The 26261-nt window shown below is 70.2% G+C and carries 23 protein-coding genes; 9 read left to right on the forward strand and 14 right to left on the reverse strand.

All coding sequences use genetic code 11. From position 1 onward, the window contains the following. The first annotated feature begins 42 nt into the window (after positions 1-42). Genes IT371_15095 through tsaB form a run of 3 tightly spaced genes read left to right on the forward strand, consistent with a single transcriptional unit; the run spans position 43 to position 4327 of the window. Complete coding sequence (locus IT371_15095) at positions 43-1959, forward strand: hypothetical protein (GenBank protein ID MCC6748984.1); 1917 nt, start codon at positions 43-45, stop codon at positions 1957-1959. Between the two features lie 34 nt (positions 1960-1993). Further along, positions 1994-3634 (forward strand): RIP metalloprotease RseP, encoded by a 1641-nt coding sequence (rseP, locus tag IT371_15100; protein ID MCC6748985.1) that lies wholly within the window; start codon positions 1994-1996, stop codon positions 3632-3634. Positions 3635-3646: 12 nt separating this feature from the next. Next, positions 3647-4327: a tRNA (adenosine(37)-N6)-threonylcarbamoyltransferase complex dimerization subunit type 1 TsaB gene (gene tsaB, locus IT371_15105; GenBank protein ID MCC6748986.1), complete on the forward strand. Its 681-nt coding sequence runs from the start codon at positions 3647-3649 to the stop codon at positions 4325-4327. A gap of 31 nt (positions 4328-4358) precedes the next feature. Here tsaB and IT371_15110 read toward each other — a convergent pair whose 3' ends face one another. Both IT371_15110 and IT371_15115 read right to left on the reverse strand, forming a co-directional pair. Further along, on the reverse strand, positions 4359-4760 hold the full coding sequence (locus IT371_15110; protein ID MCC6748987.1) for a response regulator: 402 nt from the start codon (positions 4758-4760) through the stop codon (positions 4359-4361). Positions 4761-4768: 8 nt separating this feature from the next. Next, the gene (locus tag IT371_15115) at positions 4769-5215 is read right to left on the reverse strand and encodes a hypothetical protein (GenBank protein ID MCC6748988.1); all 447 of its coding nucleotides are present in this window, start codon (positions 5213-5215) and stop codon (positions 4769-4771) included. 130 nt (positions 5216-5345) lie between these two features. Between IT371_15115 and IT371_15120 the strand changes: the two genes are divergently transcribed. From IT371_15120 to IT371_15130, 3 genes are read left to right on the forward strand one after another with little or no spacing between them, the layout of a single operon-like run. Beyond that, positions 5346-6791, forward strand: coding sequence for a BamA/TamA family outer membrane protein (locus IT371_15120; protein ID MCC6748989.1), 1446 nt, complete (start codon positions 5346-5348; stop codon positions 6789-6791). Positions 6792-6837: 46 nt separating this feature from the next. After that, positions 6838-7443 carry a hypothetical protein gene (locus IT371_15125; protein ID MCC6748990.1) on the forward strand — a complete coding sequence of 202 codons (606 nt, stop codon included), beginning with the start codon at positions 6838-6840 and terminating at the stop codon, positions 7441-7443. Next, positions 7440-8999 (forward strand): HAMP domain-containing protein, encoded by a 1560-nt coding sequence (locus tag IT371_15130; protein ID MCC6748991.1) that lies wholly within the window; start codon positions 7440-7442, stop codon positions 8997-8999. The genes IT371_15125 and IT371_15130 overlap by 4 nt, the downstream gene beginning before the upstream one ends. Before the next feature lie 52 nt (positions 9000-9051). Here the strand turns inward: IT371_15130 and IT371_15135 are convergent, their stop codons facing one another. Together IT371_15135 and IT371_15140 are read right to left on the reverse strand one after the other, a co-directional pair. After that, positions 9052-10209 carry a CoA transferase gene (locus tag IT371_15135; protein MCC6748992.1) on the reverse strand — a complete coding sequence of 386 codons (1158 nt, stop codon included), beginning with the start codon at positions 10207-10209 and terminating at the stop codon, positions 9052-9054. A gap of 21 nt (positions 10210-10230) precedes the next feature. Next, positions 10231-10563 (reverse strand): SCP2 sterol-binding domain-containing protein, encoded by a 333-nt coding sequence (locus IT371_15140; protein ID MCC6748993.1) that lies wholly within the window; start codon positions 10561-10563, stop codon positions 10231-10233. A gap of 186 nt (positions 10564-10749) precedes the next feature. Between IT371_15140 and IT371_15145 the strand changes: the two genes are divergently transcribed. Continuing rightward, positions 10750-12690, forward strand: coding sequence for a response regulator (locus IT371_15145; GenBank protein ID MCC6748994.1), 1941 nt, complete (start codon positions 10750-10752; stop codon positions 12688-12690). Between the two features lie 17 nt (positions 12691-12707). Here the strand turns inward: IT371_15145 and IT371_15150 are convergent, their stop codons facing one another. Continuing rightward, entirely contained in the window at positions 12708-14516 is a 1809-nt protein-coding gene (locus IT371_15150) for a M61 family metallopeptidase (GenBank protein ID MCC6748995.1), read from the reverse strand. Positions 14517-14613: 97 nt separating this feature from the next. Here IT371_15150 and IT371_15155 point away from each other — a divergent pair, with 97 nt between their 5' ends. Beyond that, on the forward strand, positions 14614-15621 hold the full coding sequence (locus IT371_15155; GenBank protein MCC6748996.1) for a hypothetical protein: 1008 nt from the start codon (positions 14614-14616) through the stop codon (positions 15619-15621). 35 nt (positions 15622-15656) lie between these two features. Here the strand turns inward: IT371_15155 and IT371_15160 are convergent, their stop codons facing one another. From IT371_15160 to IT371_15185, 6 genes are read right to left on the reverse strand one after another with little or no spacing between them, the layout of a single operon-like run. Continuing rightward, positions 15657-16685, reverse strand: coding sequence for an LptF/LptG family permease (locus IT371_15160; protein ID MCC6748997.1), 1029 nt, complete (start codon positions 16683-16685; stop codon positions 15657-15659). A gap of 31 nt (positions 16686-16716) precedes the next feature. Further along, positions 16717-17256 (reverse strand): hypothetical protein, encoded by a 540-nt coding sequence (locus IT371_15165; GenBank protein MCC6748998.1) that lies wholly within the window; start codon positions 17254-17256, stop codon positions 16717-16719. Between the two features lie 33 nt (positions 17257-17289). Continuing rightward, a complete protein-coding gene (locus IT371_15170) occupies positions 17290-18315 on the reverse strand; it encodes a hypothetical protein (GenBank protein MCC6748999.1) in 1026 nt (341 codons plus the stop codon). Positions 18316-18331: 16 nt separating this feature from the next. Further along, entirely contained in the window at positions 18332-18733 is a 402-nt protein-coding gene (locus IT371_15175; GenBank protein ID MCC6749000.1) for a hypothetical protein, read from the reverse strand. A gap of 48 nt (positions 18734-18781) precedes the next feature. Continuing rightward, on the reverse strand, positions 18782-19558 hold the full coding sequence (locus tag IT371_15180) for a hypothetical protein (GenBank protein ID MCC6749001.1): 777 nt from the start codon (positions 19556-19558) through the stop codon (positions 18782-18784). A gap of 32 nt (positions 19559-19590) precedes the next feature. After that, entirely contained in the window at positions 19591-19881 is a 291-nt protein-coding gene (locus IT371_15185) for a hypothetical protein (protein MCC6749002.1), read from the reverse strand. A gap of 163 nt (positions 19882-20044) precedes the next feature. Here IT371_15185 and IT371_15190 point away from each other — a divergent pair, with 163 nt between their 5' ends. Beyond that, positions 20045-22108 (forward strand): glutamate synthase, encoded by a 2064-nt coding sequence (locus IT371_15190; GenBank protein ID MCC6749003.1) that lies wholly within the window; start codon positions 20045-20047, stop codon positions 22106-22108. On the opposite strand, the gene IT371_15195 is transcribed toward IT371_15190, so the two are convergent. From IT371_15195 to IT371_15205, 3 genes are read right to left on the reverse strand one after another with little or no spacing between them, the layout of a single operon-like run. Further along, complete coding sequence (locus tag IT371_15195; protein MCC6749004.1) at positions 22105-23532, reverse strand: pyridoxal-phosphate dependent enzyme; 1428 nt, start codon at positions 23530-23532, stop codon at positions 22105-22107. The two genes, IT371_15190 and IT371_15195, sit on opposite strands and share 4 nt — an antisense overlap. Then, positions 23529-25025: a pyridoxal-5'-phosphate-dependent protein subunit beta gene (locus tag IT371_15200; protein ID MCC6749005.1), complete on the reverse strand. Its 1497-nt coding sequence runs from the start codon at positions 25023-25025 to the stop codon at positions 23529-23531. Before IT371_15200 ends, IT371_15195 begins: the two co-directional genes overlap by 4 nt. Next, on the reverse strand, positions 25022-26251 hold the full coding sequence (locus tag IT371_15205) for an amidohydrolase family protein (GenBank protein MCC6749006.1): 1230 nt from the start codon (positions 26249-26251) through the stop codon (positions 25022-25024). The genes IT371_15200 and IT371_15205 overlap by 4 nt, the downstream gene beginning before the upstream one ends. Between the last annotated feature and the right edge of the window lie 10 nt (positions 26252-26261).

Below are 26261 nucleotides of genomic sequence, written 5' to 3' on the forward strand. Positions count from 1 at the left end.
CGGCCGTTGCCGGCCACGGCTGGCTCGAGCGGAGGCCCGACGGTGCGAAGCGAGACGACGAAACGGCTGAGACCTGCCGCTGCTCTGGCGTGGTTCGCGATCCTTGCCGGGTGCAGTCCCACGCTGCCCGTCGCGGCGCCGCAGGGTCCCGCGGCCCGGCCAATTCGCGCTGCCCGCTCCGCTCCCCCCGCCGCGCCGCGCGTCGACCTGCGCAAGGACGTGCTGCTCACGGTTCGCGCCGACAGCCTCGACGAGCTGCTGCGGCGCAGCGTGGGCTACATCCAGCCCCAGCTTCCGGCGCCGCTGCAGGCGCTCGTGGACCCGGCCCGGCTGAAGGCCCAGCTGTTCCAGTCGCTGCGCCGCTTGCCCGGGCTCGTGGACGCGGTGGCGACCGATCGCCCCTGGGCCGCGGCGCTCCTCGATCCGAAGGTCTATCCGAGCGGCGGCCTCGGGCCCGTCATAGTGGCGGTTCCCGTGCGGGACCCCGACCAGCTGCTGGGCCTCTTCCGCCGCGAGAATTTCGTCCACCGCGCGCAGCCCTGGGGCGACCATCGCTTCGGCGGTGGCGGCCGGGAGCTCCTCGTGCGTTTCCGCGAGGGCTACGCGCTGCTCGCGGCGCACGAGCGGGCGCTCCACGGGGCGGAGGGGGTGCTCGTGCCGCTGCTTCGCGCGCGCGGCGCTCCGACGGTGCAGGTGCGGCTAGACGTCGTCACCGCGTGGGCGCGTCACGGCGTCACCCTGCGCTCCCTGCAGCAGCTTATTGGCCCCGGCGGACCGGCGGCCGGGCAGAGGCGGTCGCTCGCCAAGGTGGCGCGGGCCATCGCCTGGTCCGAGAGCATGCGCGAGGCGAAGCTCGCGCTCTGGATGGAGCCGCAGGGAATTCGCGGCGAGCTACTGATGGAGGCGCTCGACGGCGGCGCGCTCCACGCCTACCTGGGCAAGCTGAACGCCGGGCCGCTCTGGGGGGCGGCTGTCCTCCCCGGCGACGCCGCGGTGGCCGTCCTGACGCGCAAGACCCGCGAGCTCCAGGTGACGGAGCTCGAAGAGGCCGTGGAGGCGCTCAAGCTCCTGGCCGCGCAGCTCCCCGTGAAGCTCGATGCGGCGATGCCCGACCGGTGGCGCTCCATCACCGCGGCGGTGCTCGACCAGCTGTCGGGGGAGCAGGCCACGGCCTTCTTCGTCGACGACGATGGCAGCCCCGGGTTCGTGGGCGCGTATCGCGCCAAGGGGGCGAAGGCGCGCGAGGCGACGCTCGACGCGCTCCGCGCGCTGGCCAAGGACTTCGGGGCCATCGCGCGAGCGGCGGCGCGACAGTACGACGCGCGCGGGCTCAGGCTCGAGGCGCGCATCCGGCCGCGGGCTCTCCGGGTCGGCGGCCTCTCGGCGGACGTGGTGGAGTTCGCCTTCGGCTGGCCGCGCGTGACCGAGAAGCTCGCCGGGGCGTTCAACGTCAGCCTCGACGACGGGAAGGCGGCGCTCGCCCGCTACGCGAAGGCTGCCCGGGCGCTGCTCGGGGCGCGCCCGAAGCTCGCTCTCGTCGTGGCCAAGGATCGAGGTGGCGATCCCGTCCTCCTGGTGGCGGGCGGCAAGCACTGCGACCGCCACCTGAAGGCGGCGCTGATCCGGCTCGAGGGGCGCGCCGAGGGGGCGCTCCACGCGAAGCTAGGGGCGCACCAGACGCTGCGCGGCGGTGTGGGGCTCGCCTTCGTCCCCGTCGGGACGCTCGCGCGACAGGTGCACCGCGCGCTCGAGGCGGGCGAGCTCCTCGAGCCCAGGCTCCTCAGCACCTTCAAGCCCCTCCTGCCGGCGGCCGGGCAAGAGGCGCCCTTCGTCAGCACCTTCGAGGTCCAGAACCGGCAGGGTGCGGTGCGCTTCACCGTCGCGGCCGAGGTCGTGGGCCTCATCGCCAAGGCGGCTCTCGGCTACCTCCAGCATCGCATGGGGGTGAGCGGGCCGTAGCCCCGGCGGGGGCAGTTCGCTACACTCAACGCCAATGACCGTCCTCTATTTCATCCTGCTCATCGGTGTCTTGATCTTCGTCCACGAGCTCGGGCACTTCCTCTTCGCCAAGCTCTTCAACGTCAAGGTGCTCAAGTTCTCGCTCGGCTTCGGGCCGCGCATGGTCGGCTTCCGCAAGGGCGAGACGGACTACTGCGTCGCGTGGCTCCCTCTCGGCGGCTTCGTCAAGATGCTCGGCGAGGACCCGAACGACGAGATCCGGAAGGAGGACCAGGGGCGTGCCTTCCATCAGAAGCCCCTCTGGCAGCGCTACATCGTCGTCTTCGCGGGGCCGGCCTTCAACCTGATCTTCCCGACCCTGATCTACCTCGTCTTCTACGCCACCATGACCGGCCTGCCGCCGTCGGTGATCGGCAAGGTCTTCGCCGGCCTCCCCGCGGCCGAGGCGGGCCTCCTCCCCGGCGACCGCGTGGTCGCGATCGACGGCCAGCGCGTCCGCTACTGGGAGGAGATGCAGCGCACCATCGCCGACGAGCCCGGCCGGTCGATGCGCTTCACCATCGAGCGCGAGGGGCAGCGTTTCGACCGCTACATCACCAGCCAGGAGCACGTTCAGCCGACGCGCCTCGGCATGGAGAAGCGCGAGGGGCGGATCGGCATCGGCAACTACTTCGAGCTGGCGCAGCTCGGCATCTCGGACCCGAAGTCACCGGCGGGGCGCGTGGGCCTGCGCACCGGGGACATCATCACGTCGGTCAACGGGGTGCCCGTCGAGCGGTGGGCCGAGCTCGAGCGCCTGCTGGCGAAGAACAAGGGAGAGTCGCTGCGCGTCTCGTACCTTCGTCCGGGGCGGGCCGTGAGCGGGTTCGCCGACGTACGGGTGCTCACCCCCGCCTCCACGGTCATCGACCCGGAGCCGAAGACCGTCGGACGAAAGCTGGTCTACGAGACGGGGATCCTCTCGGCGGAGTTCTTCATCCGCGAGGTGGAGCCGGGGAGCCCGGCGGCCAGGATCGGGATGAAGCCGGGGGACCGCGTGGTCCGTTTCAACGGCAAGCCGGTCACGCACTGGGAGCTCATCCGGCAAGAGCTGCTGACGAAGCTCTCGGTGAGCCACGGCATCACCTGGGTGCCGTACGGAGGCCAGGAGAAGAGCGCCACCTTCAAGATCTCCAAGGTGACCTACCGGGACGAGTACCGGCAGGAGCAGGAACGCTTCGTCTTCGGCGCGCACAACCGCCTCCTCCGACGGATCGCGGACCCCATCCCCATCGAGGGGCGGTTCGTCTACGCCGTGTCGGAGGCCGTGCGACGGACGGGCGAGATCGTGGGGGTCATCGGCGTGGCCTTCGTCCAGATCTTTCGCGGCGCGATCCCGAGGGACACCATCGGCGGACCGCTGATGCTCTACCAGACGGCGGGGGTCGCGGCGAAGAAGGGGTGGGACCACTTCCTGTCGATGATGGCGCTCATCAGCATCAACCTCGGCATGCTCAACCTCTTGCCGATCCCGATCCTCGACGGTGGGCACATCATGTTCTTCACGCTCGAGGCGGTGAAGCGGCGGCCGCTCAGCCTGCGCGCCCGGGAGATCGCCTCGTACGTGGGCCTCTTCCTGCTCGTCTCGCTGATGGTCTTCGCCTGCAAGAACGACATCGTCCGGTACTGGTTCTAACCCCCCGGGCCCATGCGATTCGCCGCCCTCGATACCGCGACCTCCACCGCGTCGGTGGCCATCCTGGAGGGGGAGCGGGTGCTGGCCCGGACCGCCCGGGCCGTGCAGACCCACGCCCAGGGGCTCCTCGAACAGCTCGACGAGGCCCTGCGGAGCTCGGGCCTCCGCCTGGCCGACGTCGACGCCTTCGTCTGCGGGCGAGGCCCGGGGTCCTTCACCGGGCTGCGCATCGGCCTCGCCACGGTGAAGGGGATCTGCCTGGCCACCGGGAAGCCGCTGCTCTGCGTCCCCACCCTGCAGGCCTTCGGCGGAGCCGCGGGCGACCTGCTCGGGCCGGAGCCGCTCGTCGCGGTGATCCTCGACGCGCGACGGCAGGAGCTCTACTGCGGGCTCTACCGGGGGGGCCAGCCGGTGGGCCCCGAGATCTTGAGCACGCCGCGCGGCCTCTCCACCTATCTCGGGGTGGGGGAGCGGCTCGTGCTGGTGGGAGACGGGGCGCTCCGCTACCGCGACCTGCTACTGGGCTCGCTCCCGCGGGCGAGCGTGGGGCCCGAGGCGCTGCACGCGATCGACGCGGCGTACCTGGCGCGGGCCGCGCTGTCGCGCGCTCTCGCCGGCGACTTCGACGACCTGGCTGCAGCTGGGCCGCTCTACGTCCGGCCCGCCGACGCGCGCCTCCCCTCGCCGCAATAAGCGTCCGCCGCGGGAGCTCCTGGGCAGCCGATCAGGTGGGAGGATTTCCGCGCCGGATGCACCGGGCCACCACGCCGCGAAAGGCGACGATGTCGATCGGCTTCTCCACAAAATCCATGCACCCGGCGTCCAGACAGCGCTCGCGTTCGCCGTGCATGACGTTCGCGCTCACCACTACCACGGGGGTGCCGGCGAGCTCGGGGTCGGTCCGGATCTGCTTCGCCAGCTCGAGGCCGCCGAGGATCGGCAGGTCCAGATCGAGCAGCACGATGGCCGGCCGGTGGTGCCGGATCAGGGCCAGCCCCGCCACTCCGTCCGCGGCGCCGAGCACGCGGTAGCGGCCGGTGGACTCGAGGACGCGCTGCACGAGCCGGAGGTTGTCGGGGTTGTCCTCCACGTACACGACGGTGGGGAGGTCGCGGTCGGCGTCCATGGCTCGGCTCACTCCCGGCGGAGGCGGAAGACCCCGAAGAGGTCGTTGCCCCGGATCAGGCGGAGCTCGACCCGCTCGTCGGCGAAGAGACTGATCAGTGCCAGGGTCCACGGCCCCGTCGGGTCGTTCGCCAGCGGGGCGAAAGCGAGGTAGCTGCGGATCGGCTGGCCGTCGAAGGAGAGGGTCGCAAGGACGTCGCTCGCGGCCTTCGTTACCCGTGCGAGCCGCGTATCGTGGAACTTGCCGTCCGAGGTGGTGAGCGTGGCCGAGAGCGCGTGCAGGTCGACGCTCGAGAGCGCGAGCGGAGCGACTGTCGTCCCCTGCGCGAAACCCTGACGCACGGCTTCCTCCGCCACCACCGCCCCCCGCCACTCGCCTTCGAACGCGCGCAGGTCGGTGCAGCCGCTCAGAGAGCCCAGCACCACCGCGACGGCGATCTGCTGCAAATGGGGCATGTACCGAGCCGCACGAGCCAAAGCGCGCTGGCGAGGGTTAGCACGCAAGAAGAGCGCAGGCAAGGCGCGCGCGGCGGGCGCGCCTTCGCGGCGGCTTGACGACCCGCCGTCGGTGGGAGAGGCTCCGCCCGTGCTTCGTCGGCCCGCCGTAGCGTGTTCCTCGGCCCGTGGGATGCTGCTCGCGGCGGCGCTGCTCCTCGCGGGCCACGCGGTCCAGGCCAGGACCTCCCCGGCCGATCCTCAGGCGCCGCGGTACCTCATCGAGGGCGTCGAGATCCACGGCAACCACAAGACGCGGGACCACGTGATCCGGCGCGCGCTGCGCGTCAGCCCGGGGGAGCACCTCTCCGTGGACGACCCGCGCTTCGACGTCTCGCGCTTCCGCCTGCTCTCGCTCGGCCACTTCTCGGACGTGCGCCTGCGGCTGCGCAAGGGGGGCGCGCGAGGGAGGGTGGTGCTGGTCGTCGAGGTAGTGGAGCGAGGCACGATCGTGCTCACCGACCTCTTCCTCGGCACGAGCGAGGCGACCGCCGCGTGGGGCGGCTTCGGCCTCGCCGAGAAGAACTTCCTCGGCCGCGGCATCGGGCTCGAGGGGGCCTTCGTCCTCGGGGCCAATCCGGTGGTGAAGGGGGGCGAGCTCCAGCAGGCCTACTGGCTGCGAACGACCGTTCCGCGGCTGGCCGGCGGGCCGCTCGCGCTCACGGCGAGCTTCCTCTACGTGAACGGCAACGAGTTCTTCCGCCAGTCGGGACCGTCGAGCAGCTCGGATCCGAAGGACTTCCTCTCGATCCGGTACCGCCGAGCGGGTGGAACGCTCGGCGCCGGCTTCGACCTCGCGCGGTACACGCGGCTCCACTTCGACTACCGAGGAGAATTCGTCCGCTCCGAGGTGCCGCTCGGCGCGGTCCGCCACGCTGCCGACGGATGGACCGTGCCCATCGACTTCGACATCGCCAACGGCGCGAGCCACCTCTCGAACGTGCGGGTGCTGCTCGAGCGCGACACGCGCTCCGACCCCGTCGTGCCCGAACGCGGGTCTCTGCTCACCCTCACGGGAGAGGTCTCGAGCCGCGTCCTCGGGTCGAGCTACGACTACTTCAAGCTCAGCGCCAGCTACCGCCATTTCTTCCCGCTGCGCTGGGGCCACGTCTTCGCGCTGCAGGTCTTCGGCGGCGCCCTATTCGGCGAGGCGCCCTTCTTCGACAAGTTCTTTATCGCCGACCTGAACGACCTCCTGCCGAGCCGCGCCCTCGGCCTCAACTTCTCGACGCTGCCCTCGCGCAACATCTTCCGCACCTCCATCGACGAAAAGCGGTACGAGGAGCTCGCGGCGCGCCTCTCGGTCGAGTACATCGTTCCCTGGTTCCGGGGCGGACGCTGGTTCTACGCCGGGGACTTCTTTCTGAACGCAGGAGTGATCTTCCTCGCGTCCCGCGCCGAGCTCAAGGTGCGCGACCGCCCCCTCGCCGAGCAGATCCCCGTCGACCTCACCCTCGACGCCGGATTACGGCTCGACACGCACTTCGGCATCTTTCGCTTCAGCATAGGCAATGCGCTCGGTCGGATCCCGTTCTGACGCCGCCTTTGCGCGGACGGCGCTGTGCCTGGGCGTCGCGTTGGCGGTGCTCGTTGCGCCGACCTCCGCCCCGCGCGCCGAGTCGGTGGTGCTCAAGGCGGCGGACTTCCGCGAGGAGCGCGGTCAGCTCGTGGTGAGCGCGGGCTTTCGCGAGCTCTTCGACCACGCCCTGAGGAAGCAGCTGCGCAGCGGCTTCGCCACCACGGTGGTGATGCGCGTCTACCTCTATGCGCGGGACGGAGGCGCGGCGGTCGCCGTATCGGGCCAGACCCTGCGCGCGGTCTACGACCTCTGGGACGAGGTCTATCTGCTGCGCGTCGAGGACGCTCGGGGGAACTACTACGTGCGGCTACGAGACCAGCGCCAGGTCGTCGACCGGCTGACGAGCTTCTGGCGCTTTCCGGTGGGGGCGCTCGCGAGGCTGCGGCGTGGGGAGGGCTACTTCGTGGCCGGGGTGGTCGAGGTGAACCCCATGAGCCCCGAGGTGCTGGCCGAGGTGCGGCGGTGGTTGCGAAATCCCTCGCGACAGCCGCGCCAGGTGGGGGGGGAGAGCTTCTTCGGCTCGTTCGTCAGCATCTTCGTGAACAACAAGATCCGCCGCGCGGAGCGGACCTTCAAGTTCCGCTCGCAGCTCCACTGGCGGCCGCGATGAGCCGCTTCGAGATCAAGATCGCGTTGGCGCTGCTGCTGATCGCGGTGATCCCCCTCGTGGCGTCGATCGTGCTGGTCGGTCAGGTGATCCGCGTCTCCGACAGCGTCGCCGAGGGACAGACGCGGCGACTGGTTCCGCCGCTGACGCGCTCTGCCGAAGCCTATCGCGCGCTCTTCGAGGCGCTCAAACGGAGCTTCCGGCTGCAGGCGCAGCTCCTGGCCGAGGACGGCGCGCTACGGGCGGCCCTCGAGCGGAGGGACCGCGCGGCGCTGGAGCGCCGTGCCGCGGTGCTGGTCGAGCGCGAGCAGGGGCTCGGAAGGCTCGCGGTGATCGGAGCCGAGGGAACGCCTCTGGTCACGGCGCGTCGGGCGCTGCCCTCGAAGAGCGCCGCCGTGCGCGAGCTGCGGCTGGTTCGCCCTCTCGGCGAGGGGGCGCGGCTCGAGCTGAGCTTCCAGGCGCCCGCCTGGGCGTTCGCCGACTTCGAGGCCCTCGGTCGCGCGGAGCGCACCGCGCGCGAGATCACGAGCCTGCGCAGCGACCTCGCGTCCTTCTATCGGGTGTCGTTCTTGATCATGTTCGGGGCGGTGCTGCTCGTGGCGACCGGGCTGGGCCTCTACATCGCGCGACGGATGGCGCGGCGCGTGAGCGTGCTCGCCTCGGCGACGCAACGCGTGGCCAGTGGAGACCTGACGACCGAGGTGCAGCTCGGCACGCGCGACGAGCTCGGCGAGCTGGCGGAAGCGTTCAACGAGATGGTGCGGCAGCTGCGCGAGAACCGCGAACGGATCACCTACCTGGAGAAGATCGGGGCCTGGCAGGAGGTGGCGCGGCGATTGGCCCACGAGATCAAGAACCCGCTCACGCCGATCCAGCTCGCCGTCCAGCAGATCCATCAGAAGTACGAAGGGGATGACCCGAAGTTCCGCCGCTTGCTCGATGACGCGCAGGAGATCGTCACCGAGGAGGTGGATGGCCTGCGGCGGCTCGTACAGGCCTTCTCGTCCTTCGCCAAGCTGCCGAGCGTGCAGCCCGAGGCGGTGGACGTGAACGCCCTGCTGGACGACTTCTTCAAGAGCCACCCGGAGCTCGAACAGCGGGCCACCTTGCGCTGGACGCCGCTCGACCCGAGCTGCCGCGTTCGGGTCGACCGCCTGCTCATCAAGCACGTGATCTTTAATCTGGTGGAGAACGCGGTGCAGGCGGCGGAGGGGGCGGGACGGAGCGACCGGGTGCTGGTGACCATCTCGGCCTCGACGAACCGCCAGGTGGGGCGCGTGACCATCACCGTGGCGGACGACGGACCGGGGATGAAGCAGGAGATCCTCGAGCGGATCTTCGACCCGTACTTCACGACCAAGGACCACGGGTCCGGTCTCGGGCTGGCCATCGTGAAGCGGACCGTCCTCGAGCACGGGGGCAGCATCTCCGCGTGGTCGAAGCCAGGGGAGGGGGCGCGCTTCAGCGTGACGCTGCCGCTGGAGCCCGAACCGGACGAGGCGAAGGAGGGGGCGGGGGGCCGCCCACGCCGGTCGAGCAGCACCCACAAGACGGTTTGACCGAGGCGCGCCACCGGGCGCAGACCGCGTACCGCTGCCCGGGCGCCGCGATCTAGCGGAGCACGCCGCGCTGCCGGAGGGAGGCGATCTCGGCGTCCGAGAGGCCCGCCTCGCGCAGCACCTCGTCGGTGTGTTGCCCGTGAGTCGGCGCGGGGGTCGTGGCGACGGGCGCGCCGAGCGGCAGGCGCAGCATCTCGAGCGGGCCGCGCGTCGCATCGTCGAGCGTGAAGAACATCTGCCGATGTTGGTGGTGGGGATGCCGCGTGAGCTCTTCCATCTCGAGGACCGGCTCGACGCAGGCGTCGGCCGAGGCGAGCTCGCGGGCCCACTCGTCCCGTGATCTTTCCGCGAGGCGCGCGGCCAGCTCGCCCTTCAACTCGGTCTGGCGCGCGGGTGGCGCTATCGGGTCGCTCATGTCGGAGGGCTGTCCGAGCGCCGTTCGCAACGCGGTCCAGAACTTCGGCTCGAGCGCCCCGACGGCCAGATAGCCGCCGTCGGCGCCGCGGTAGGCTCCGTAGCAGGCCGCACCGCCGTTCAGCGTTCCTTCCCCGCGACGGAGCGGGGTGCCACCGAAGGCGAGGTCCCCGAGCCAGGGAAGGAGGAAGGACATGACCCCTTCGGTCATCGAGACGTCGAGGTGCGCGCCGACGCCGCTCTTGAGGGCGGCCAGGATACGGATCGTGGCCCAGAGCGCCCCGCCGGCCACGTCGGCGAGCTGCACTCCCGGCACCATGGGAGCGCCGCCGACCGGTCCGCTCGCGGCCAGCACTCCGGCTGTCGCGAGGTAGTTGATGTCGTGTCCCGCGCGGTCGGCCATAGGGCCGTCCTGGCCGTAGCCGCTGATGGAGCAGAGCACGAGCTTCGGATGAGCCGCGGCGAGGGTCGCGTAGTCGAGGCCCAGGCGAGCGAGCACCCCGGGCCGGAAGCTCTCGACGACCACGTCGAAGCTGGGGAGCAGGCGCAGCAGAAGCTCGCGCCCACTCGCCTGCTTGAGGTCCACCGCGATGGAGCGCTTGCCCCGGTTGAGGGCGTAGAACGCGCCGCCGAGGCCGCCCTTGAAGGGCGGAACGAGCCGCAGGTAGTCGCCGCCGCCCAGATCCTCGACCTTCACGACCTCGGCGCCGAGCTCCGCGAGAATCAACGTGCAGAAGGGACCGGGGAGTAGGCGCGACAGGTCGAGGACCCGGACGCCCGCGAGGGGAGGCGGCATCGGTGAGCGGTGTGCGGTGGGCTAGACGCCCATCGCGAAGAGCTGCTGCAGCTTGGTCGCCAGCATCGGATTGCCGCTGACCTTCAGCTTGCCCTGGAAGTAGAGCTGCATGCCGAGGTTCGGGTCGGCCAGCATCGAGTTGAAGTCGGCGTCGGTGACTTCGATGGAGCACTCGGAGTTCCCCGCGTCGCCTTCCTTGCAGCTCGGGGGAGTGGCCTTGAGATCCACCGTCCACGTGCCACCGCCGTCGCCGGTGATCTTGAAGACGTAGATCGCGTCGATGGCCTTCGCCTTGTCGGGCGAGGCCTGCAGGAAGGCGGGGATCTTCTGATTGAAGAGGGTCTTCGCGTCCATCTGAGTTCCTCCGGGATAGCTCGACTGACTGGCCGGTCACTGCTACCACGCGCTGCGGCGAGCTGTCAACGTGGGACGCGGCCCCGTGCGGCCCGCAAAATCTCTTGCGGCGCCCGGGCACGATTTCTATACTCGCGCCGGCTTCGATACCTCGTTACACCTGGAATTCTGAGGGCATATCCGCTTGTGAGCCGCGGTGTCGACACGCGAGTCCTCGTCGTGGTCCACCACGTGGGCCTGCGCGACCAGCTCGTGGCCGCGCTCCAGTCGCGCGGGATGCCCGCCACGTCGGCCCAGACGGGCCGCGAGGCGCTCGACGCGCTCGACGGGGACCTCGTCGGCGCGCTCATCATCGACTCCGAGCTCCCGCTGATCGGCGGGTTCGAGCTGGCGAAGGCGGTGCGTCGCCATCCCCGGGGGGCGCACCTGCCGCTCGTGGTGGTGACGGACGCCCGCTGGTCGCCGTCGCAAAAGGCCGCTGCGCTGCAGCAGATGGGGTTGCTCGACCTGCTCTCGAAGCCCGTCGATCCGATGCAGGTCGCGGAGCTCCTCGTGGCGGAGCTCGCCTCGGCGTCGGTGGAGGCGCCCGAGCCGCTCGCGGACCAGGCCAGTCGCGACGAGAAGCACCACGTGGAGAAGGCCGTGCGGGCGGTGCGCACGGAGCCGGTGCTCCTGCGTGGAAACCTGCAGACCACGCCCTTCCCCGAGCTTCTGCACCAGCTCTACGCGAAGCGCGCGGTCGGGGCGCTCTTCCTGCTGCGCGACAACGTCAAGAAGATCGTCTATTTCAAGGAAGGCCACCCGAGCTACGTGAAGTCGAACGTGCTCGCCGAGTGCCTGGGCAAGGTCCTGGTGCGCGAGAAGATGATCTCCGAAGGGGACTGCGCCGAGTCGCTGCGCCGGATGAAGGAGACGCGCCGCCAGCAGGGGACAGTGCTGATCGAGATGGGGGTCATCTCGCCGCAGAATCTCGTCGTGGGGCTCGAGCTGCAGCTCCAGGCCAAGCTCCTCGACATCTTCTCGTGGACGCGCGGGGAATACCTCTTCAAGCGCGACGTGAAGCTTCCATCCGAGGTGATCGCCCTCGAGTGGAACAACGCCACGCTGATCGCTGAAGGCGTGCGTCGGCGCTGGGATCCCCCGCGCCTCAAGCAGGCGCTCGAGCCCTTGCTCGACCGGTACCTGGCCCCCGCGCGGGACCCCAAGCTGCGCTTTCAGGAGTTCCCTCTCGACGAGGTGGACCAGGTGTTCGCGGCCGAGATGGACGGACGCCGCACCTTGCGCGAGCTCCTGGCCGCGACGCCGCTGACGGAGGCTCGGGCGCTCTGCGCGGCGTACGTCCTCATCACCACCGGCGTCGTGGCCGCGCTCGGCGCGCCGCAAGCCGACGAGGAGGAGGCGGCGGAGGCGGCCGTTCCGCCCGAGCAGGCGCTGCGTGGCCAGCTCGCGGCAGAGCTCATCTCCTTCCGTCGCCGCGATCCGTTCGGGGTCCTCGGCGTGGCGGTGGGGTCGAGCGACGAGGACGTGGAGGAGGCCTACTCGCGCCTCGCGCGGAAGTACCATCCCGATCGGTTCCGCAACGTCTCGGCCGAGACGCGCGAGCTGGCGCTCGAGATCTTCCGGCTGGCTCACCAGGCCTACCAGACGGTGGCGACCCACGGGCAACGTCAGGAGTACAAGGCGCGGCTCCGCACGGGCGAGGTGAGCGTGCTGTCGGAGGCCGGCGGAAGAAGCCTGCACGCCGAGCGCCTGGCATCTCAGGCGCGCGGAGCGATCGAGGGCCAGCGCTACGGCGAGGCGCGCCAGGCGCTCGCGGGAGCGGTGCAGCTCTGTCCCGACGCCGGGGACCTGCGGGCGCTGCTCGGCTGGGCCATCTTTCACGAAGCTCCCGATGACCCGGAGAACGCGCGGGACGCGGTCCAGCAGCTCCGGCGGGCCGTCGAGCTGGCGCCGCGCGATGAGCAGGGCTACCTCCTTCTCGGGCGCGTCTACGCCCGCATGGGCAAGATGATTCTGGCCCAGAGGCAATTCGAGCGCGCGGTGCAGTGCAACCCCGCCTCGTCGGAGGCGCTCGCGGAGCTCGAACGGTATCGTGATCAGCTCCCCCAGCGGCGCTTCCCGCGATAGCCCGTCGGGGAGCCCTCCTAGTCGTTTCCGGCCAGCCACGTCTCCTGCACGAGCCGCGCGGCCGGGCTCGGAGGTGGTGCGCACGAGAGCAGCCATTCGGTCCCACGCAGCGAGCGCGCCTCGAGCAGCACCTCGCGGCGTTCGCCACGGCGCGAGACGACCACGCGGTGCGGTCCGGGGCTCCACAGGTCGCGTACCCAACCGGGACCGGGAGGGGCGCCGTCGATGGTGAGGATCCGGTCTCGACGCACGACCCCGGCCCGCATGGCGGGGCTTCCGGGGACGACCGCCGTGACCTCGAGTTCGTCGCGTACGCGGCGGGCGACGAGCCCGATGTGGGGTCTGACGGCCGACGGCTTCTTCCGCAAGGTGAGCCCGGCGCGGGTCAGCGTGGCGTGATTGCCGAGCTCGCCGGGGCGGTCGACCCAGCTGGCGAGCAAGGCCACGAGCTCTGCTCCGCCGACGGACCGGAGGAGGGCGTCCAGGTCGGAGCGTCCGAGGCCCACCACCCCCGAGGCCGCCGCGCGCCTGTCGAGCTGCTTGAGCAGGCCGAGCAGCGTCGTACGACCGCCGCTTCGCGCGCGCAGCTCGAGGTCGAGGAGCAGCGCCACGAGGTGCCCCTTCGCGTAGATCGAGAGCGCCGGCTCGGCAGGATCCCGAGGGGGCCAGAAGGCGTCGCGGGCCGCGTCGGTCAGGCTCTGCCTCAGGCGGGCCGGCGTCTCCGTGATGCGATTGATCTCTCGCGTCAGCGCCGCGAGGTAGCCGGGCTCGCTCAGCAGGTGCGCGGCACGCAGCGTGCGAAAGGCGAAGTAGTCGGTCACTCCCTCGGTGAACCAGAGCAGCCCGGAGGGCTTCGGCTCCGCGTAGTCGTAGACGCGGTGCTCGCTCGGGCGAATGCGCTTCCCGTTCCAGAGGTGGAAGTGTTCGTGCGCGACGATGTAGAGGAGGTCGGCGTACCACTCGGCGTTCGTCAGGGCCACGCGGGGGATCACGATCGAGGCGCCGCGCTCGTGTTCCAGCGCGGCGTACCTCTCGCGCTCGGAGTCGGTGGTGTGGATGAGGAGGAGGTAACGCTCGTACGGGAGGCCCCCCATCCAGCGTGCTTGCGTCGCGACGATGCGCCGGATGTGGTCGAGGAGTCTCTTGGGGACGGTCCGGTGCTCGGCGTCGTGCAGCACCACGGAGATTCGCGCCTGGCCGTGGCGGATGGTGGCCTCGACGAAGGTGCCGACCTCGATCGGAGCGTCCGCGAGCTCGTCGTAGCTGCGCGCGCGGTAGGTCAGAGGAGCGGAGCCCTCGCGCGGCAGGGGGACCGCGGCGCGCCACCCCTTCGGGGGCTGGAGGCGGAGGAGATGCGGACGCTGCCGGGCCTCGGGGAGCAGCACGAAGACCGAGGGTCCGGAGAGCGCGGCGTGCCGGTCGTCCAGGTGGCTGGTGTCGTCTCCGAGCTCGCCGGCGTAGACGCGGTAGCGTACCGAGACCCGCTCGGGGCCGGGCGAAGCGCCCGCGGCTTTCGGCGGGTCGCGCTCGATGCGCCAGCCTGCGGCGCCTTGTCGCACCCAGCGCAGGCGGTCCCCGGACGCCGTCCGCCCGCCCGTCGGGGTCACGTTGCGCAGCCAGTCCCGCCGGCGATAGGCCCCAGGGGTCCAGGCGGGCATCACCACCGACAGCGGTAGCGTCGTCGAGAGCTCCACCTCGACGTGCACCTGCTGGCGTGCGGGGTCCGGAAAGCGGACCGTGTACCGGACCGCTCCCGCCGGCGTCTCGGCGCGGGCCTGGACGCAGAGCGTCACGGCCCAGAGCACGACGATTGGTCTGACCCCCACGGAACAATGCACCTTGCGCTTCCGTTTCACCATCGGCTAAAAACGACCGGCCTTATCGCTTGGATAGGCGCTATTCCTTCAAAGGAGAAATCGTAACATGTCGAAGGTATCAGGACTGCTGTATCTGCCGCTCGCGGCGGGGCTCGTTCTTTCCGGGTGCAGCAGCAACGGCGGCACCACGACGGCTGACGGTGGCACGACCAAGACCGACGGGAGCACCACCAAGACCGACAGCTCCACCCCCCCGCCGACGGAGATCAAGTGCAACAACGACTGCAAGGATCTGGTGCTGAACCGGATCCTGCTGCCCTCGAGCCCGACCGAGGCGCAGAAGTTCGCGGTGGACTTCAACAACGACGGCACGAAGGATAACGCCCTCGGGTCGATCCTCAGCGCCCTGTCGGCAGTGGCCAAGGACCTCACCCTCCAAGCGTCGATCGATCACAACGTGAACCAGGGCAAGGCGCTCATCCTCCTGCGGCTACAGGCCAAGGACTTCGCGAACGCCCCGAGCGCGGCGGCCCAGGCCTGGCTCGGCAAGCAAACGGCGTGCTGCACGAGCACTGCGGCCGGCGAGGAGAGCAAGTGTGCCGACGAGGCCGCGAAGACCTGCTTCGCCGGAAGCGGCGAGTTCGAGATCGACCCGACCGCTCCGAAGGACGCCCTCTTCGGCGGCTCGATCACCTCGGGCGCCATCAAGTTCGGCCCCGCGAAGCTGAACATCTCGCTCCCCATCACGGATGCCGGGACGCTCACCGTTTCGCTTCAGAAGGCGCAGTTCATGGGCAAGTTCGACGGCTCGAAGATCACCGAGGGCGTGCTCGCCGGTGGCGTGACCAAGGCCGACCTCGACAACAACGTCATTCCGACCGTGGCGACCCTCCTCGACAAGACGGCGAAGGACCCGAAGACGTCGGCCACGACGAAGAACCAGATCCTGAACCTCTTCGACGCCAACAAGGACGGCACGATCACCAAGGACGAGGTGGCGAAGAACGATCTGATCAAGACCTTCCTCGCCGGCGACGTGGACGTGGACGGCGACGGGACCCCGGAGCTGTCGCTGGGCATCGGCTTCAGCGCCGTCCTGGCCAAGATCAAGTAGCGCCCGCTTCGACCCCCTCGCGTCTTCCCCTGGGCCTATCTCGGGCCCGCCCCTCCCCGTAAGAGCACGAGCCCTGCGGCGACTGCCGCGCCGAGGCACACGACCGCCAGAGCTGCGGGGTGCGGCCACAGCGCGACCACGCCGAGAAGCACGCCGTGCAGCGCGAACCCCGTGGGAGCGCAGAGGGCAGCCCCGCGCAGTCGGGTCGGTGCTCTCAGGCCGATCACCGTGGCGCAGAGCCCAAGCGCCAGGCAGGAGGCTGCAGCACTCCAGGGCCTCAAGGGGTCGCGCGCCAGGCCGGCCAGGAAGCCGAAGTGCGGGCGCAACGAGCGCTCGAGTGGCACGCGCAGGGTGAGTCGTGCGAAGCGCAGTCGCTCCGGAGCGCTGTGGAGCTGCCCCGCGAGGAGCTCGCCGTTCGCGAGCTCGAGCGAAACGGCGAGCGAGCGCCCGGCGGCGAGCGACAGCCTGGCGCTCTCCGCGGCGAGGAGACGGTGTTCTCTCGGCGCAGCGAGGAAGAGGTGCGAGACGCGAAGCTCGTTCGGCGCGGAGGGCAGGCGCGCGTCGAAATAGATCGTGTGCCCGTCGAGGAGCGTGTTGAAGGATCGTGGCGCCGCGCCGAGCAGCAGCGCGCGTCCGGCAGCCGAGAGGACGCGCGTCTCGAGCGACCGCAGCGCGGGCCGCTCGACGATGATGACCAGCAGCACGGACGCGGCCGTCGTTCCTACCGTGAGGAGCAGTCCCGGGCGCGCGAGGGTGAGCGGACCTGCCCCGGCGCTCCGCAGAGACAGGAGCTCTCCCGACTCCGCCAGGCTGCCGAGGGAATAGATCTGCGCTGTCGCGAGGCCGAGCGGCAGGGCGAAGGCGACGAGTGTGGGAAGGCTGAGCAGCAGCAGGGCGCCGACCGAGGTCGCGTCGAGTCCCGCCCCCGTCAGGTGGTGCCCGAGGCGGGCAGCCTGCAGAGCGAAGACCAATGCGGGGATCAGCACGAGGCAGAGGCCGAGGGGGGCGAGAGCTCGTCGGAGCAGATAGCGGACGAAGAGCGGCACGGGGCTACGGAGTAGCACAGACCGCGCCCTGGCGGGCTACCTCCGGGAGCTAGCCCCGGATGGCCGCCATCGACGCCGCGTGCTTCGCGTCCAGGTACTTCTCCAGCTGCTGCGTCGTGCTGGCGATCAACCGTTTGGCTTCGTCCATCTGCTCCTGGGCCCGCCCGACCCGCTCCTGGGCTCGCTCCCCCTCGACCTCGATGAGGGCGCGTTCGTGCTCGAGGTGCGCCTTCTGTCCGGGGAACCAGTCCCCTTTGCCCAGGGACTCGGACACTCCTCGCCCCGCGGTCAGGAGATGCTGCACGACGCCCGGCTTGCAGACGCTTGCACCCAGACCGGCGCCGACGGCCGTGAGCCCCACGCCGAGCTGGAGCCATCCCGAGGCGGCGGTCGCCTCGGCCATCTCGCGCAGTTTCTCGGCCGCCGCCAGGCGCTGTCCGATGCGGGATTCCTGCGCCGCCTGACGGGTCGTTCGCGCCGTGCCGAGCACCTGCTGCTGGTGGTCTACGCTCGCAATGAGGGCGGCGGTCCCCATGTCCGCCTCGGTTCCAGCCAGGGATTCGGTCAGGTTCGTGTTCGAGATGCGCATCGGTTTCTCCTCGGTGGCGGTGCGTGTGTCTGCTTATCGGACGCTGGCCTGCGTGGTTGCGTTGAGCGCCTTCAAGGAGTCGAGCGCGAGCTGCATGGCGCGCTTCACACCGTCCAGACTCTCACGCATCACCTCCCGGGCGTCCTGCACGGCGCTGGAGGCCTTGTCCGCGAGGGCCTCGGCCTCGGTGGCCTTGGCCTCGGCGCGCAGGGCGCGGGCGTCTTCGAACCGACCGAAGGCCGTGGCCGAGGCCGAGGAGAGCTGGAGCTGGAGCGACCCGACGGAGGCGAGCTTGCCGAGCGTCTTGCCGACCTCGCCGAGGAGCGGGCGCACGGCCTTCTCGGCGAACCTTCGCGTTCCTTCGGCCAAGGCCGTCTTGCCCAGCTTGGCGAAGGTCCCGGCCGTCGCATCCAGCAGGGCCTTCCCGCTGCCGACCACGCTCCCCGCCAGGGCCAGGCCGAAGCCGAGCCAGAAGCCGAGCTGACCCGGCACCGTGTGGGACACGACCATGGAGGCGGCGATCAGGGCGCCCGCCAGGATGCCGAGCGTGCCTCCGGTGAACACCGAGGCGACGGCCGACAGCGCCGCGGCGATGGCGCCGAAGATCTTGCCGAGGACGCCCCAGGTGTTCGAGCTCCGCTCGGCCTCGACCTTCTTCTGGAGCTGGTCGAGCCGCAGCTCTTGCTGGTGCTTCGCCGAGATGAGGTTCGCGCGAACCTTCGACTCGTTCGTGCTCGCTTGCTGCTGTCCCTGGTGGCAGCGGTGACGGAGCAGGTTGGAGACCGCGTCGGTGAAGGTACCTGCTCCGCCGAAGGCCTCGGCAGCGGCGGCGAGCTTCGCAACGGCCCCGTCGAGAAGGGGGATTCTCGAGGCTCCGGCGGCGGACGCGGCGAGGCCAGCGACGCGCTGGGCCTGCAGGTGGAGCTCCTCAGCCCGGTCCGACGCGGCCGCCGGCGGGACGGTGGCGGCACGCCCGTTCGGTCCTGCGCTCGAGGCGGCGGCCCCGTGAAGAAGCGAGCCGAGCACGTGGGCGGTCGAGGCGGTGCTGGTGATCTGCATGACGGTCTCCTGGTGGTTAGGAAGGGGTGACGCGCTCGAGGAGCTCCGAGGCCAGGTCTGCCCGGCCCATCGCGCGCAGGCAGGTGGCCTCCGAGGCGAGGTGCCCGGGACGTCGGCGGTCGAGGAGCGCCACGAGCTCGTAGCACGCGACCGCCGTGGCCGGATCGCCGAGGGCTTGCTTCAGCTCGGCGATGGCCAGCCAATAGCGTGCCGTGTAGGGGGCGAGGGACGCGAGAAGCCCGAAGATTTCCAGAGCGTCGTGGGGACTCCCATTGCGACGGAGCTGACCGCCGAGCTGCTCGAGCGCTGCCATCTCTCCGTCGGATAGCCCCACCACGTGCTGCAGCGACAGCTTTCCTTCGAGCACGTCCTGCGCCACGTCCCGCGCGAGCTCTGAGATCTTCGGGCTTCTGGGCATCGCGTCCTCTCCGAGGTGTCGGTCCTGCCCGGGCTCTGCCGTGGCGGACTAGCGGAAGTTCTGGATGATGGCGCCCGAGGTATCGTTCTGCTTCTTGATCAAGTTGCTCAGCAGCTCGACGGTCTGGCTCTTTCGGTTGACGAACTGATTGAGCCGGATGTTCTCGATCTCGCGGTCCGTGTCGATCTTCTGGGCCAGCTGCGTGAGCCGGTTGATGACCTTCTCGAAGGCGTCCTTGCTGAAGAGGTTTCCGTCCTCCTTGGGGGAGACCGGCTTCGTGTGGTCGGGCACGACGGAGATGCTTCCGGTCTTCGGGTCCGCCTTGTACTCGCTCTCGAACAGGACGTTGCCGTACTCCTTCTCGAAGCGACGCACGAGCTCTTCGAGGTGCTTCTGCTCGCCGCCGCTGTAATCGGTCCAGTGCTTCAGCGGCGCACTCGGATCGTACAGCTTGCTGGCCAGTTCGTACTTCGCCACGTACTCGTCGTCGCCGACCGCCTTCGCGCAGTCGGCCGCCACCTGCATCAGGCGGCGCGCCTTGGTGATGTCGGCGTCGATGGACTGGCGCATCCCTTTCAGGAGGTCCATGGACTTGATCTGCTGCGTGGCGCGCTGGTCGGCCTCCCTCACCTGGCTGGCCAGGATCTGGAAGATGATGTCGTCGCCGCCCATGCCGGTCATCCCGGCGAGGATCGCGTCGATGTTCGAGGCGGCGGCGTCCTGCGCCTCCTCGGCCCCGGAGCGTGCGGCCTGAGCGCGGCCCGGGTTCTGCTGGTGTGCGTAGTTCTGGAAGCCGAAACCGAAGGCGGCGTTGGTCATCATCATGGCGCTTCTCCTGTCTGTTCGCGGTGTGGTGGTTAGGCCCGGATCATCCGGACGGGACCTTGGTGGTTCAGGGACGCGAGATCGGGCCGGCTGATCTCCTCCCAGCTCACGCCGCCCTGGCCGAGTTCTCGCTCGATCCGCGCGGCGGCGGCGCGCGCGGCGTGGCTAGGCAGAGTGGCGGCGCGCGAGGCCAGGTGGTCGAGCGCCCGCGGCGTCAGACCGAGGCGGGCCAGCACCTGCTCCAGCTGGCGATCCACCTGGGCGTTGCGTGCTTCGAGGCGCCGCTGAATCGTGTCGGCGCTGGCTCTCAGGGAGTGGGTCATCGTCGTCTCCTCGTTCGCGTCGGGGGAGTTATCGGGGGGGCGCGGCTTGCGTTGCGCGAGGGGAGGGCACTTTCTTGGGGCGGGGAAGGGGCGGCCGCAGGGAGTGGTCCGACCATGCGCGGGTGGCAGACGCTGGCCCGAACTCTAGTGGTATGGTCGCGATATGGCTGAGCTCACCCCGTACCCCCTGCCGGCGCTGGCCTCCCGCATGTTCCGGGAGCTGGAGCGCCACGAGCGCATCTACGACCTCCCCCGGCGGAAGTTCTTCCTGGGGGACGCGGAGCGGGATCTCTCGGTGACGATTCACGGCCGGCGGGCGGCGACCCCCTTCGGTCCGGCCGCGGGGCCGCACACCCAGCTGGCGCAGAATCTGGTCCTCGGCTGGCTCGGTGGCGGGCGCATCTTCGAGCTGAAGACCGTGCAGGAGAACGACCGACTGACCATCCCGCGCCCCTGCATCGACATGCAGACGGTGGGCTACAACGTGGAGTGGTCGCAGGAGCTGCGGCTCGAGGAATCCCTCGAGGAGTACGTGAAGGGGGCGATGCTCATCTGCATGCTCCGCGAGAGCGGACGGCTCGGGCTCTCACCCGATTTTGGCGACACGGTCTTCGACATGAGTGTGGGCTACGACCTGCGAGGGATTCAGGGTCCCCGGGTGGCGGCCTTCATCCGCGGGCTCCTGGACGCGCGACCGACGATCGACCGTCTGCGAGGCGAGCTGACCGGAGAGCTCCGCGCGTACCGCGACCTGGACTACCCGGCGCGCCTTTCGGACACGCTCACGCTCAGCACCTTCCACGGCTGTCCGCCGCAGGAGATCGAGCAGATCGTCGCCCACCTGATGCGCGAGCACGGACTGCATTGCGTGGTGAAGCTGAACCCGACCCTCCTCGGGCAGGCGGATCTCGGGCGCATCCTGCACGAGATCCTCGGCTACTCCGAGCTGCGTGTCCCCGACAGCGCCTTCGCGAGCGATACGACGTGGGCGCAGGCGGAGGGGATCGTGGAGCGCCTCGGGGCGCTCGGACGGAGCCTGGGGCTCGGCCTCGGCGTGAAGTTTACGAACACGCTGATCGTGGAGAACCACCGTTCCTTTTTTTCCGCTGCCGAGAAGGTGATGTATCTCTCGGGTCCGCCGCTGCACGTGCTGGCGATCCAGCTCGTGGACCGCTTTCGGCAGCGCTTCGGGGACGCCTACCCGGTTTCGTTCTCGGCGGGGATCGACCGGGCCAACTTCGCAGAGGCGGTCGCTCTCGGGCTGGCTCCCGTCACCGTGTGCAGCGACCTCCTCCAGCCGGGAGGCTACGGGCGGGCGCGGGGCTACTTCGAGGCGCTCACGAAACGCATGGCCGAGAGCGGGTCTCGCACGCTCGCGGAGTACACGGTTCGTGGCTTCGGTCGGGGGGCGGAGGCGCTGGCCGCGCTCGGTCTGCCCGAAGACGACCCGCGGCGGCGTGCGTGCGCAGCGGCCCTCGGCTCGGGCGGCGATCTGAAGGCGGCGGCCGGGGACGAGCTGTTCAGCCGATGGGTCTCGGCGGCGCGGCTGGAGAACGCGGCGCGCTACGCTGAGCGCGTGCTCGAGGACCCGCGGTACGGGGGGGCGCAGAACCAGAAGCCCCCCAAGAAGGTCGGTCGCCGGCTCCAGCTCTTCGACTGCCTGACCTGCGACAAGTGCATTCCCGTCTGTCCGAACCACGCGAACTTCGCCTTCGACCTCGCCCCGACGACGATCCCGCTGCTCACGGTCTGGCGCGACGGCGGCGTCTGGCAGCACCGCGTGGAGGGAGAGCTCGCGCTCGCGCAGCCGCACCAGATCGGAACGTTTCACGACTTTTGCAATGAGTGCGGAAATTGCGACGTATTTTGTCCCGAGGACGGAGGCCCTTACGTCCTGAAGCCGCGCTTCTTCGGTACCGAGGAGAGCTATCGGCGGTTCTCCGGGCACGACGGGTTCTGGGTCACGAAGCGGGGAGACGCGTTGCGCGTGCACGCCCGTTTTCGCGGGACCGAGTACACGCTCGAGCGGGTGGGCGACGAGCTGTCGTACGGCGGGCCCGGATTCGCGCTGCGCTTCGAGCCGCGCGATCTGCCGGCCACGCTTCGAGGGGATGCGGCAGGAGAGGTGGACCTTTCCTACGGCTTCATCATGGACGCAGTGGCGAGAAGCGTCTTGTCGGAAGGGGAGGACAACTACGTGGCGACGCTGGCGCGGCTGCCGCCTTAGCGCTGCACTCCCGAAAAGATGACGGCGAGCTGTTCGTCAGGGCGCAGGCGCAGCCTGTCCCGCGACGCGAGGAGCCCGGCCAGCCCGGCGGCCCCGGTGGGGTCGACCGGTATCCCCGTGGCCCGGCTCCCGAGGGCCTGGGCCGCCCGCAGCGCGGCCTCGTCGGCCAGCACCGGGTAGCCACCCGAGAGGAGCATCGCCCGCACGATGGAGAGCCAGTCGTAGGTCTCGTCGTCGAGAATGCCGTGCGCCACGCTGTGCGGCTCCTCCTCCCACGGCCACATGAACTCCGAGCGGTGGGTCGCTGCGAAGCGGAGCGCTTCGGCCACCAGGGCGGGCCAGCCGTGGAGCTCGATCATCTGGGCCTGTGCCGCGTCGTCGGTGGGGTCAGGCCACCTCTCGACGGCACGCGTCTCGATCAGGCGCTGGCCGATACGCTGGCAGACGCGGCGATACGCGCGGACCAGCGGGTGCGCGTTGGTGGTTTGGACGGCGTGCAGGCGCGGGAGCCGCTTGCAGCGCCCGAGCGCGACGGCCTCCTCGAAGGCGGCCATGACCGCGCTCGCCAGGGCGCCGCCACCCACCTGGATGAAGAGGCGATCCAGGCTGAGGCCGCGCGGTGCGAGCTCCGAGACGAGCTCGTAGCCGAGGGTCTGCCCCCCTTCGATCGTAAGTCCGTTGTCGGGGCCCTGACAGCAGAAGGGGATGGCTCCGGCGGCGACGGCCGCACGAAAGGCGTGGTAGCAGGGGTCGCCGGGGGGGCCACCGGGTTCTCGACCGGCGAGGGTGATCTCGGCGTCGAGGGAGCGGAGCCGCTCGAGCACCGCGGGATTGGCCGACGGAGGGACGAAGACCCGGAGGCGCCTCTCCCCGGCGCGGGCGACGACCGCCGCGGCGAGGGCCGCGTTTCCGCAGGAGGCGATGGCGAGGGGGCGGCCCTTTCCCGCGAGGCGTCCGCACCTCCGCTGCACCTCGAGGAAGAGCAGGAGGCCCATGAGGTGTCGTGCCTTGTGCGAGCCCGAGACGTTGTGCGTCTCGTCCTTGACCCAGAGGGTCGCCCCGGGAGGCAGGCCGAGCTCCGCGCCGAGGCTGGCGGACGCGCCGAGGGGGGTGATGCGAAAGCCGGCGCCGTCGGTGCGGGCGACCGCCGCGTCCAGCTCCCGGACCAGGTCGGAGTACGAGGCGTCCGAGAGGCCCATCGCGCGCGCGTGGTGGTAGCTGTGCAAAAGGACGCGGTAGCGCAGGAAGGGATTCGGCTCGGTGGCCTGCGGGAAGGCCAGGCGCGTCGTATCGAGGACCCGGTCGATGCGGTGGTCCGTGTCGTCGCCGGCGACCGCCGCCTCGCAGCGAAAGGGTGCGGGCACCTCCGGCGGAACGATGGAGGCGCAGCCCTGGCAGCGCAGGAAGGAGACGGGTCCGGTCAACCCCGCGCTCCGGCGATGCGCCCGTTGAGCTCGGTGATCATCTCGTCCCACACGGGGAGGAGCCCGCGGAGGTCGCGCCAGAACTGCGGGTGTCGGCGCGCCACGAACTCCGGCAGCGAGACCCCCTGCTGCTCGACCCAGGTGAAGTAGCCCAGGTTGAAGATCCGCTGGCGGTCGAGCTCGGTGAGCTCGATGAGCTGGTCGGTGCCGAGTCCGAGCAGGTGCTGGCCGAAGACCTCCGCCGCGCTGACCGTGTCGAAGCCCGCCGGGAAGTAGCGCGCGAGGGTCTTCTCGCGCTCCGAACCGTACATCTGCGCGTCGTCCGTCGCGACGGTGAGGAGGAGGTCCTCCTCGCCCAGCCCCAGGTAGCGTGCGGTCTTGATCGCGGCGAGCACGTTGCAGATCGCGGAGAGGCCGAGGTTGCCGAGGGCCTCGAGCAGGAGATTCGGCACTCCGCGTCGTTCGCTCAGGTAGGCGCGCCCCGCCGGGGTGTTGAAGAGGAGCCCCAGGGTGTCCGTGGCGCGGTCGGAGATGCCGAGGACGAGGTCGGTGTTCATCACGTTGTGGATGAGCGGGACGTGCTTGTCGCCGATCCCCTGGATGTTGTGTTCCCCGAAGCCGTTCAGCAGGAGCGTGGGGCACTCGACGGCTTCGACGGCCACGATGCGCGCGCCGTACTGCTCCTTCAGGTAGTCGCCGGCGCCGATCGTCCCGGCCGAGCCCGTGGCCGAGGTGAAGCCCGCGAGCCGAAGTCCCGGGTGTCGCTTGACCATGGACTCGTAGATGCGACCCAGGGCCTGCCCAGTGCATTGGTAGTGCACGAGGTAATTTCCGAACTCGCAGAACTGGTTGAAGATCACGTTCTCGGGGTCGCCGGAGAGCTCGGCGCACTTGTCGTAGATCTCCTTCACGTTGCTCTCGGAGCCGGGGGTGCGGACGATGTCCGCGGGGTCCGCGACCCAGCGCTCGAGCCAGCGGAAGCGCTCCTCGCTCATGCCGGCGGGCAAGATGGCCACGCCGCGGCAACCCATGATGCGCGAGATGGCCACGCCTCCGCGGCAGTAATTGCCGGTGGAGGGCCAGAGCGCTTTGTGGCGGGTGGGGTCGAATTGGCCGCTCACGATGCGCGGGGCGAGGCAGCCGTACGCCGCCAGGACCTTGTGCGCGTGGATCATCGGGAAGCGGTTGCCGAGCGCGACGACGATACGCGCCGGGACTCCCGTGAGCTCGGGCGGGAGCTCGAGGTGATCCGGGACGGTGGTCAGGCCGTGCCGGTCGGCGCCGTTATACCAGTGGACGCGGAAGAGGTTCGCCGGATGCGGAGCGTCCGGGTCCACGGCGGAGAGCGCCTGCTTCGTCTCCGCGGAGATGGTTGTCGGGTCGGCGAGCTCGGCGAAGGTGGGGAGGCGCAGGCCCGCCTGGCGAAAGCGCGTCACGGTGTTGTCGTAGACCTTGCGGTCCACGATGGTGCGTTCGAGTCCAAGTCGCGTCATAGGGCTACCATTCGTCTCCAGAGCTTGAGGGCCTCTTCTTCGGCTTCGGCGCGGAGGTGCGCCAGATCGCCGGTGAGGAGCTGTCCGTCGCGCACCACGAGGCGCCCGTCCACGATCACGTGTCGGGCGCGCCCCGGGTCTCCTTGCCATCCCTGCGCCACGAGGTCGGCGGTCGTCCCCTCGGCGAGGGGAACGAACGCGCGACCGAGCTGCTGGTGCAGCAGGGCGTGGCCCCCTGCGCGGCGGTGTGCGAGGGCTTCGAGCGCCTCGCCGGCGGGGAGGCCGACCTCCTCGAGCGCGTGCGCCTCGGCGGCCATGTCGGAGGGAAAGCCGTCGGTGCCGAGCGCTACGTGGCGGCTCTGACGGAGGGAGCGCGCGTAGCCGACGCCGTTTGCCTCGTTGCTGCGCGGGTTCTGCACGAGCCAGCAGTGGAGTTCCTCGGCGCGTCGAACCTGGGCGTCAGAGAGGTGGACGCCGTGGGCCAGCACCGACCCGGCCGGCAGGGCCCCGAGCTGTTCGAGCCGCTCGAGGGGACCTTCGAAGCCGCGGCGTTGCGCGTCCTCCACGTCGCAGCGGTCCTCGGCCAGGTGGACGTGCAGGGTCGTCTCGAGGTCCGTGCAGAGGAGGGCCGCCTCCCGCACCGTGTCGTCGGAGACGGTGAAGCCCGCGTGCAGACCGACCATGCCGCTGACGAGCGGCCGCCGATTCGCGAGCAGAAAGCGCTTGCACTCGGCGAGGCCTCGCCGCGCCTCGGCGCGTCCATCGTTGCGCTCGGTCGCGCCGTAACAGAGGAGTGCGCGGGCGCCGAGTTCCTGGCAGGCGTCGGCGAGGATCTCGAGCGACTCCTCGATCAGATTGGGCGACTCGTGGTGGTCGATGAGAGTGGTCGTGCCATGGAGCAGGGCCTCGGCCACATAGAGCCGCGCGCTTGCGCGGAGGGAGCGCGCGTCGAGCGCGCGGTCGAGCCGCCACCAGATGCGTTCGAGAATCTCGGGAAAGGTTCGCGGTTGCTCGTGGGGCTTCGGCATGCCGAGGGGCGCGAGCCCGCTGTAGAGATGGGTGTGGGCGTTCACCGCGCCGGGACGGACGAGGCTGCCGCTGCAGTCGAGGGCCGCCTCGGCGGAGGTGGACTTGAGCTCGGGTCCGACCTGGGCGATGCGCGTCCCCCGCACGAGGACGCTCCTCTCTTCGCGGTCGCCGTATAGCAACAGTGACGTCGCTTCCATGGTCTCCTCC

The organism is Deltaproteobacteria bacterium (assembly GCA_020848905.1).
Classification (GTDB): domain Bacteria; phylum Myxococcota_A; class Polyangia.

Bases quoted from the DNA above. Each gene is read 5' to 3' on its own strand.
- rseP (MCC6748985.1), top strand. From the start codon at position 1,994: ATGACCGTCCTCTATTTCATCCTGCTCATCGGTGTCTTGATCTTCGTC.
- tsaB (MCC6748986.1), top strand. From the start codon at position 3,647: ATGCGATTCGCCGCCCTCGATACCGCGACCTCCACCGCGTCGGTGGCC.
- IT371_15110 (MCC6748987.1), bottom strand. From the start codon at position 4,760: ATGGACGCCGACCGCGACCTCCCCACCGTCGTGTACGTGGAGGACAAC.
- IT371_15115 (MCC6748988.1), bottom strand. From the start codon at position 5,215: ATGCCCCATTTGCAGCAGATCGCCGTCGCGGTGGTGCTGGGCTCTCTG.
- IT371_15130 (MCC6748991.1), top strand. From the start codon at position 7,440: ATGAGCCGCTTCGAGATCAAGATCGCGTTGGCGCTGCTGCTGATCGCG.
- IT371_15135 (MCC6748992.1), bottom strand. From the start codon at position 10,209: ATGCCGCCTCCCCTCGCGGGCGTCCGGGTCCTCGACCTGTCGCGCCTA.
- IT371_15140 (MCC6748993.1), bottom strand. From the start codon at position 10,563: ATGGACGCGAAGACCCTCTTCAATCAGAAGATCCCCGCCTTCCTGCAG.
- IT371_15155 (MCC6748996.1), top strand. From the start codon at position 14,614: ATGTCGAAGGTATCAGGACTGCTGTATCTGCCGCTCGCGGCGGGGCTC.
- IT371_15165 (MCC6748998.1), bottom strand. From the start codon at position 17,256: ATGCGCATCTCGAACACGAACCTGACCGAATCCCTGGCTGGAACCGAG.
- IT371_15170 (MCC6748999.1), bottom strand. From the start codon at position 18,315: ATGCAGATCACCAGCACCGCCTCGACCGCCCACGTGCTCGGCTCGCTT.
- IT371_15175 (MCC6749000.1), bottom strand. From the start codon at position 18,733: ATGCCCAGAAGCCCGAAGATCTCAGAGCTCGCGCGGGACGTGGCGCAG.
- IT371_15180 (MCC6749001.1), bottom strand. From the start codon at position 19,558: ATGATGATGACCAACGCCGCCTTCGGTTTCGGCTTCCAGAACTACGCA.
- IT371_15185 (MCC6749002.1), bottom strand. From the start codon at position 19,881: ATGACCCACTCCCTGAGAGCCAGCGCCGACACGATTCAGCGGCGCCTC.
- IT371_15190 (MCC6749003.1), top strand. From the start codon at position 20,045: ATGGCTGAGCTCACCCCGTACCCCCTGCCGGCGCTGGCCTCCCGCATG.
- IT371_15200 (MCC6749005.1), bottom strand. From the start codon at position 25,025: ATGACGCGACTTGGACTCGAACGCACCATCGTGGACCGCAAGGTCTAC.
- IT371_15205 (MCC6749006.1), bottom strand. From the start codon at position 26,251: ATGGAAGCGACGTCACTGTTGCTATACGGCGACCGCGAAGAGAGGAGC.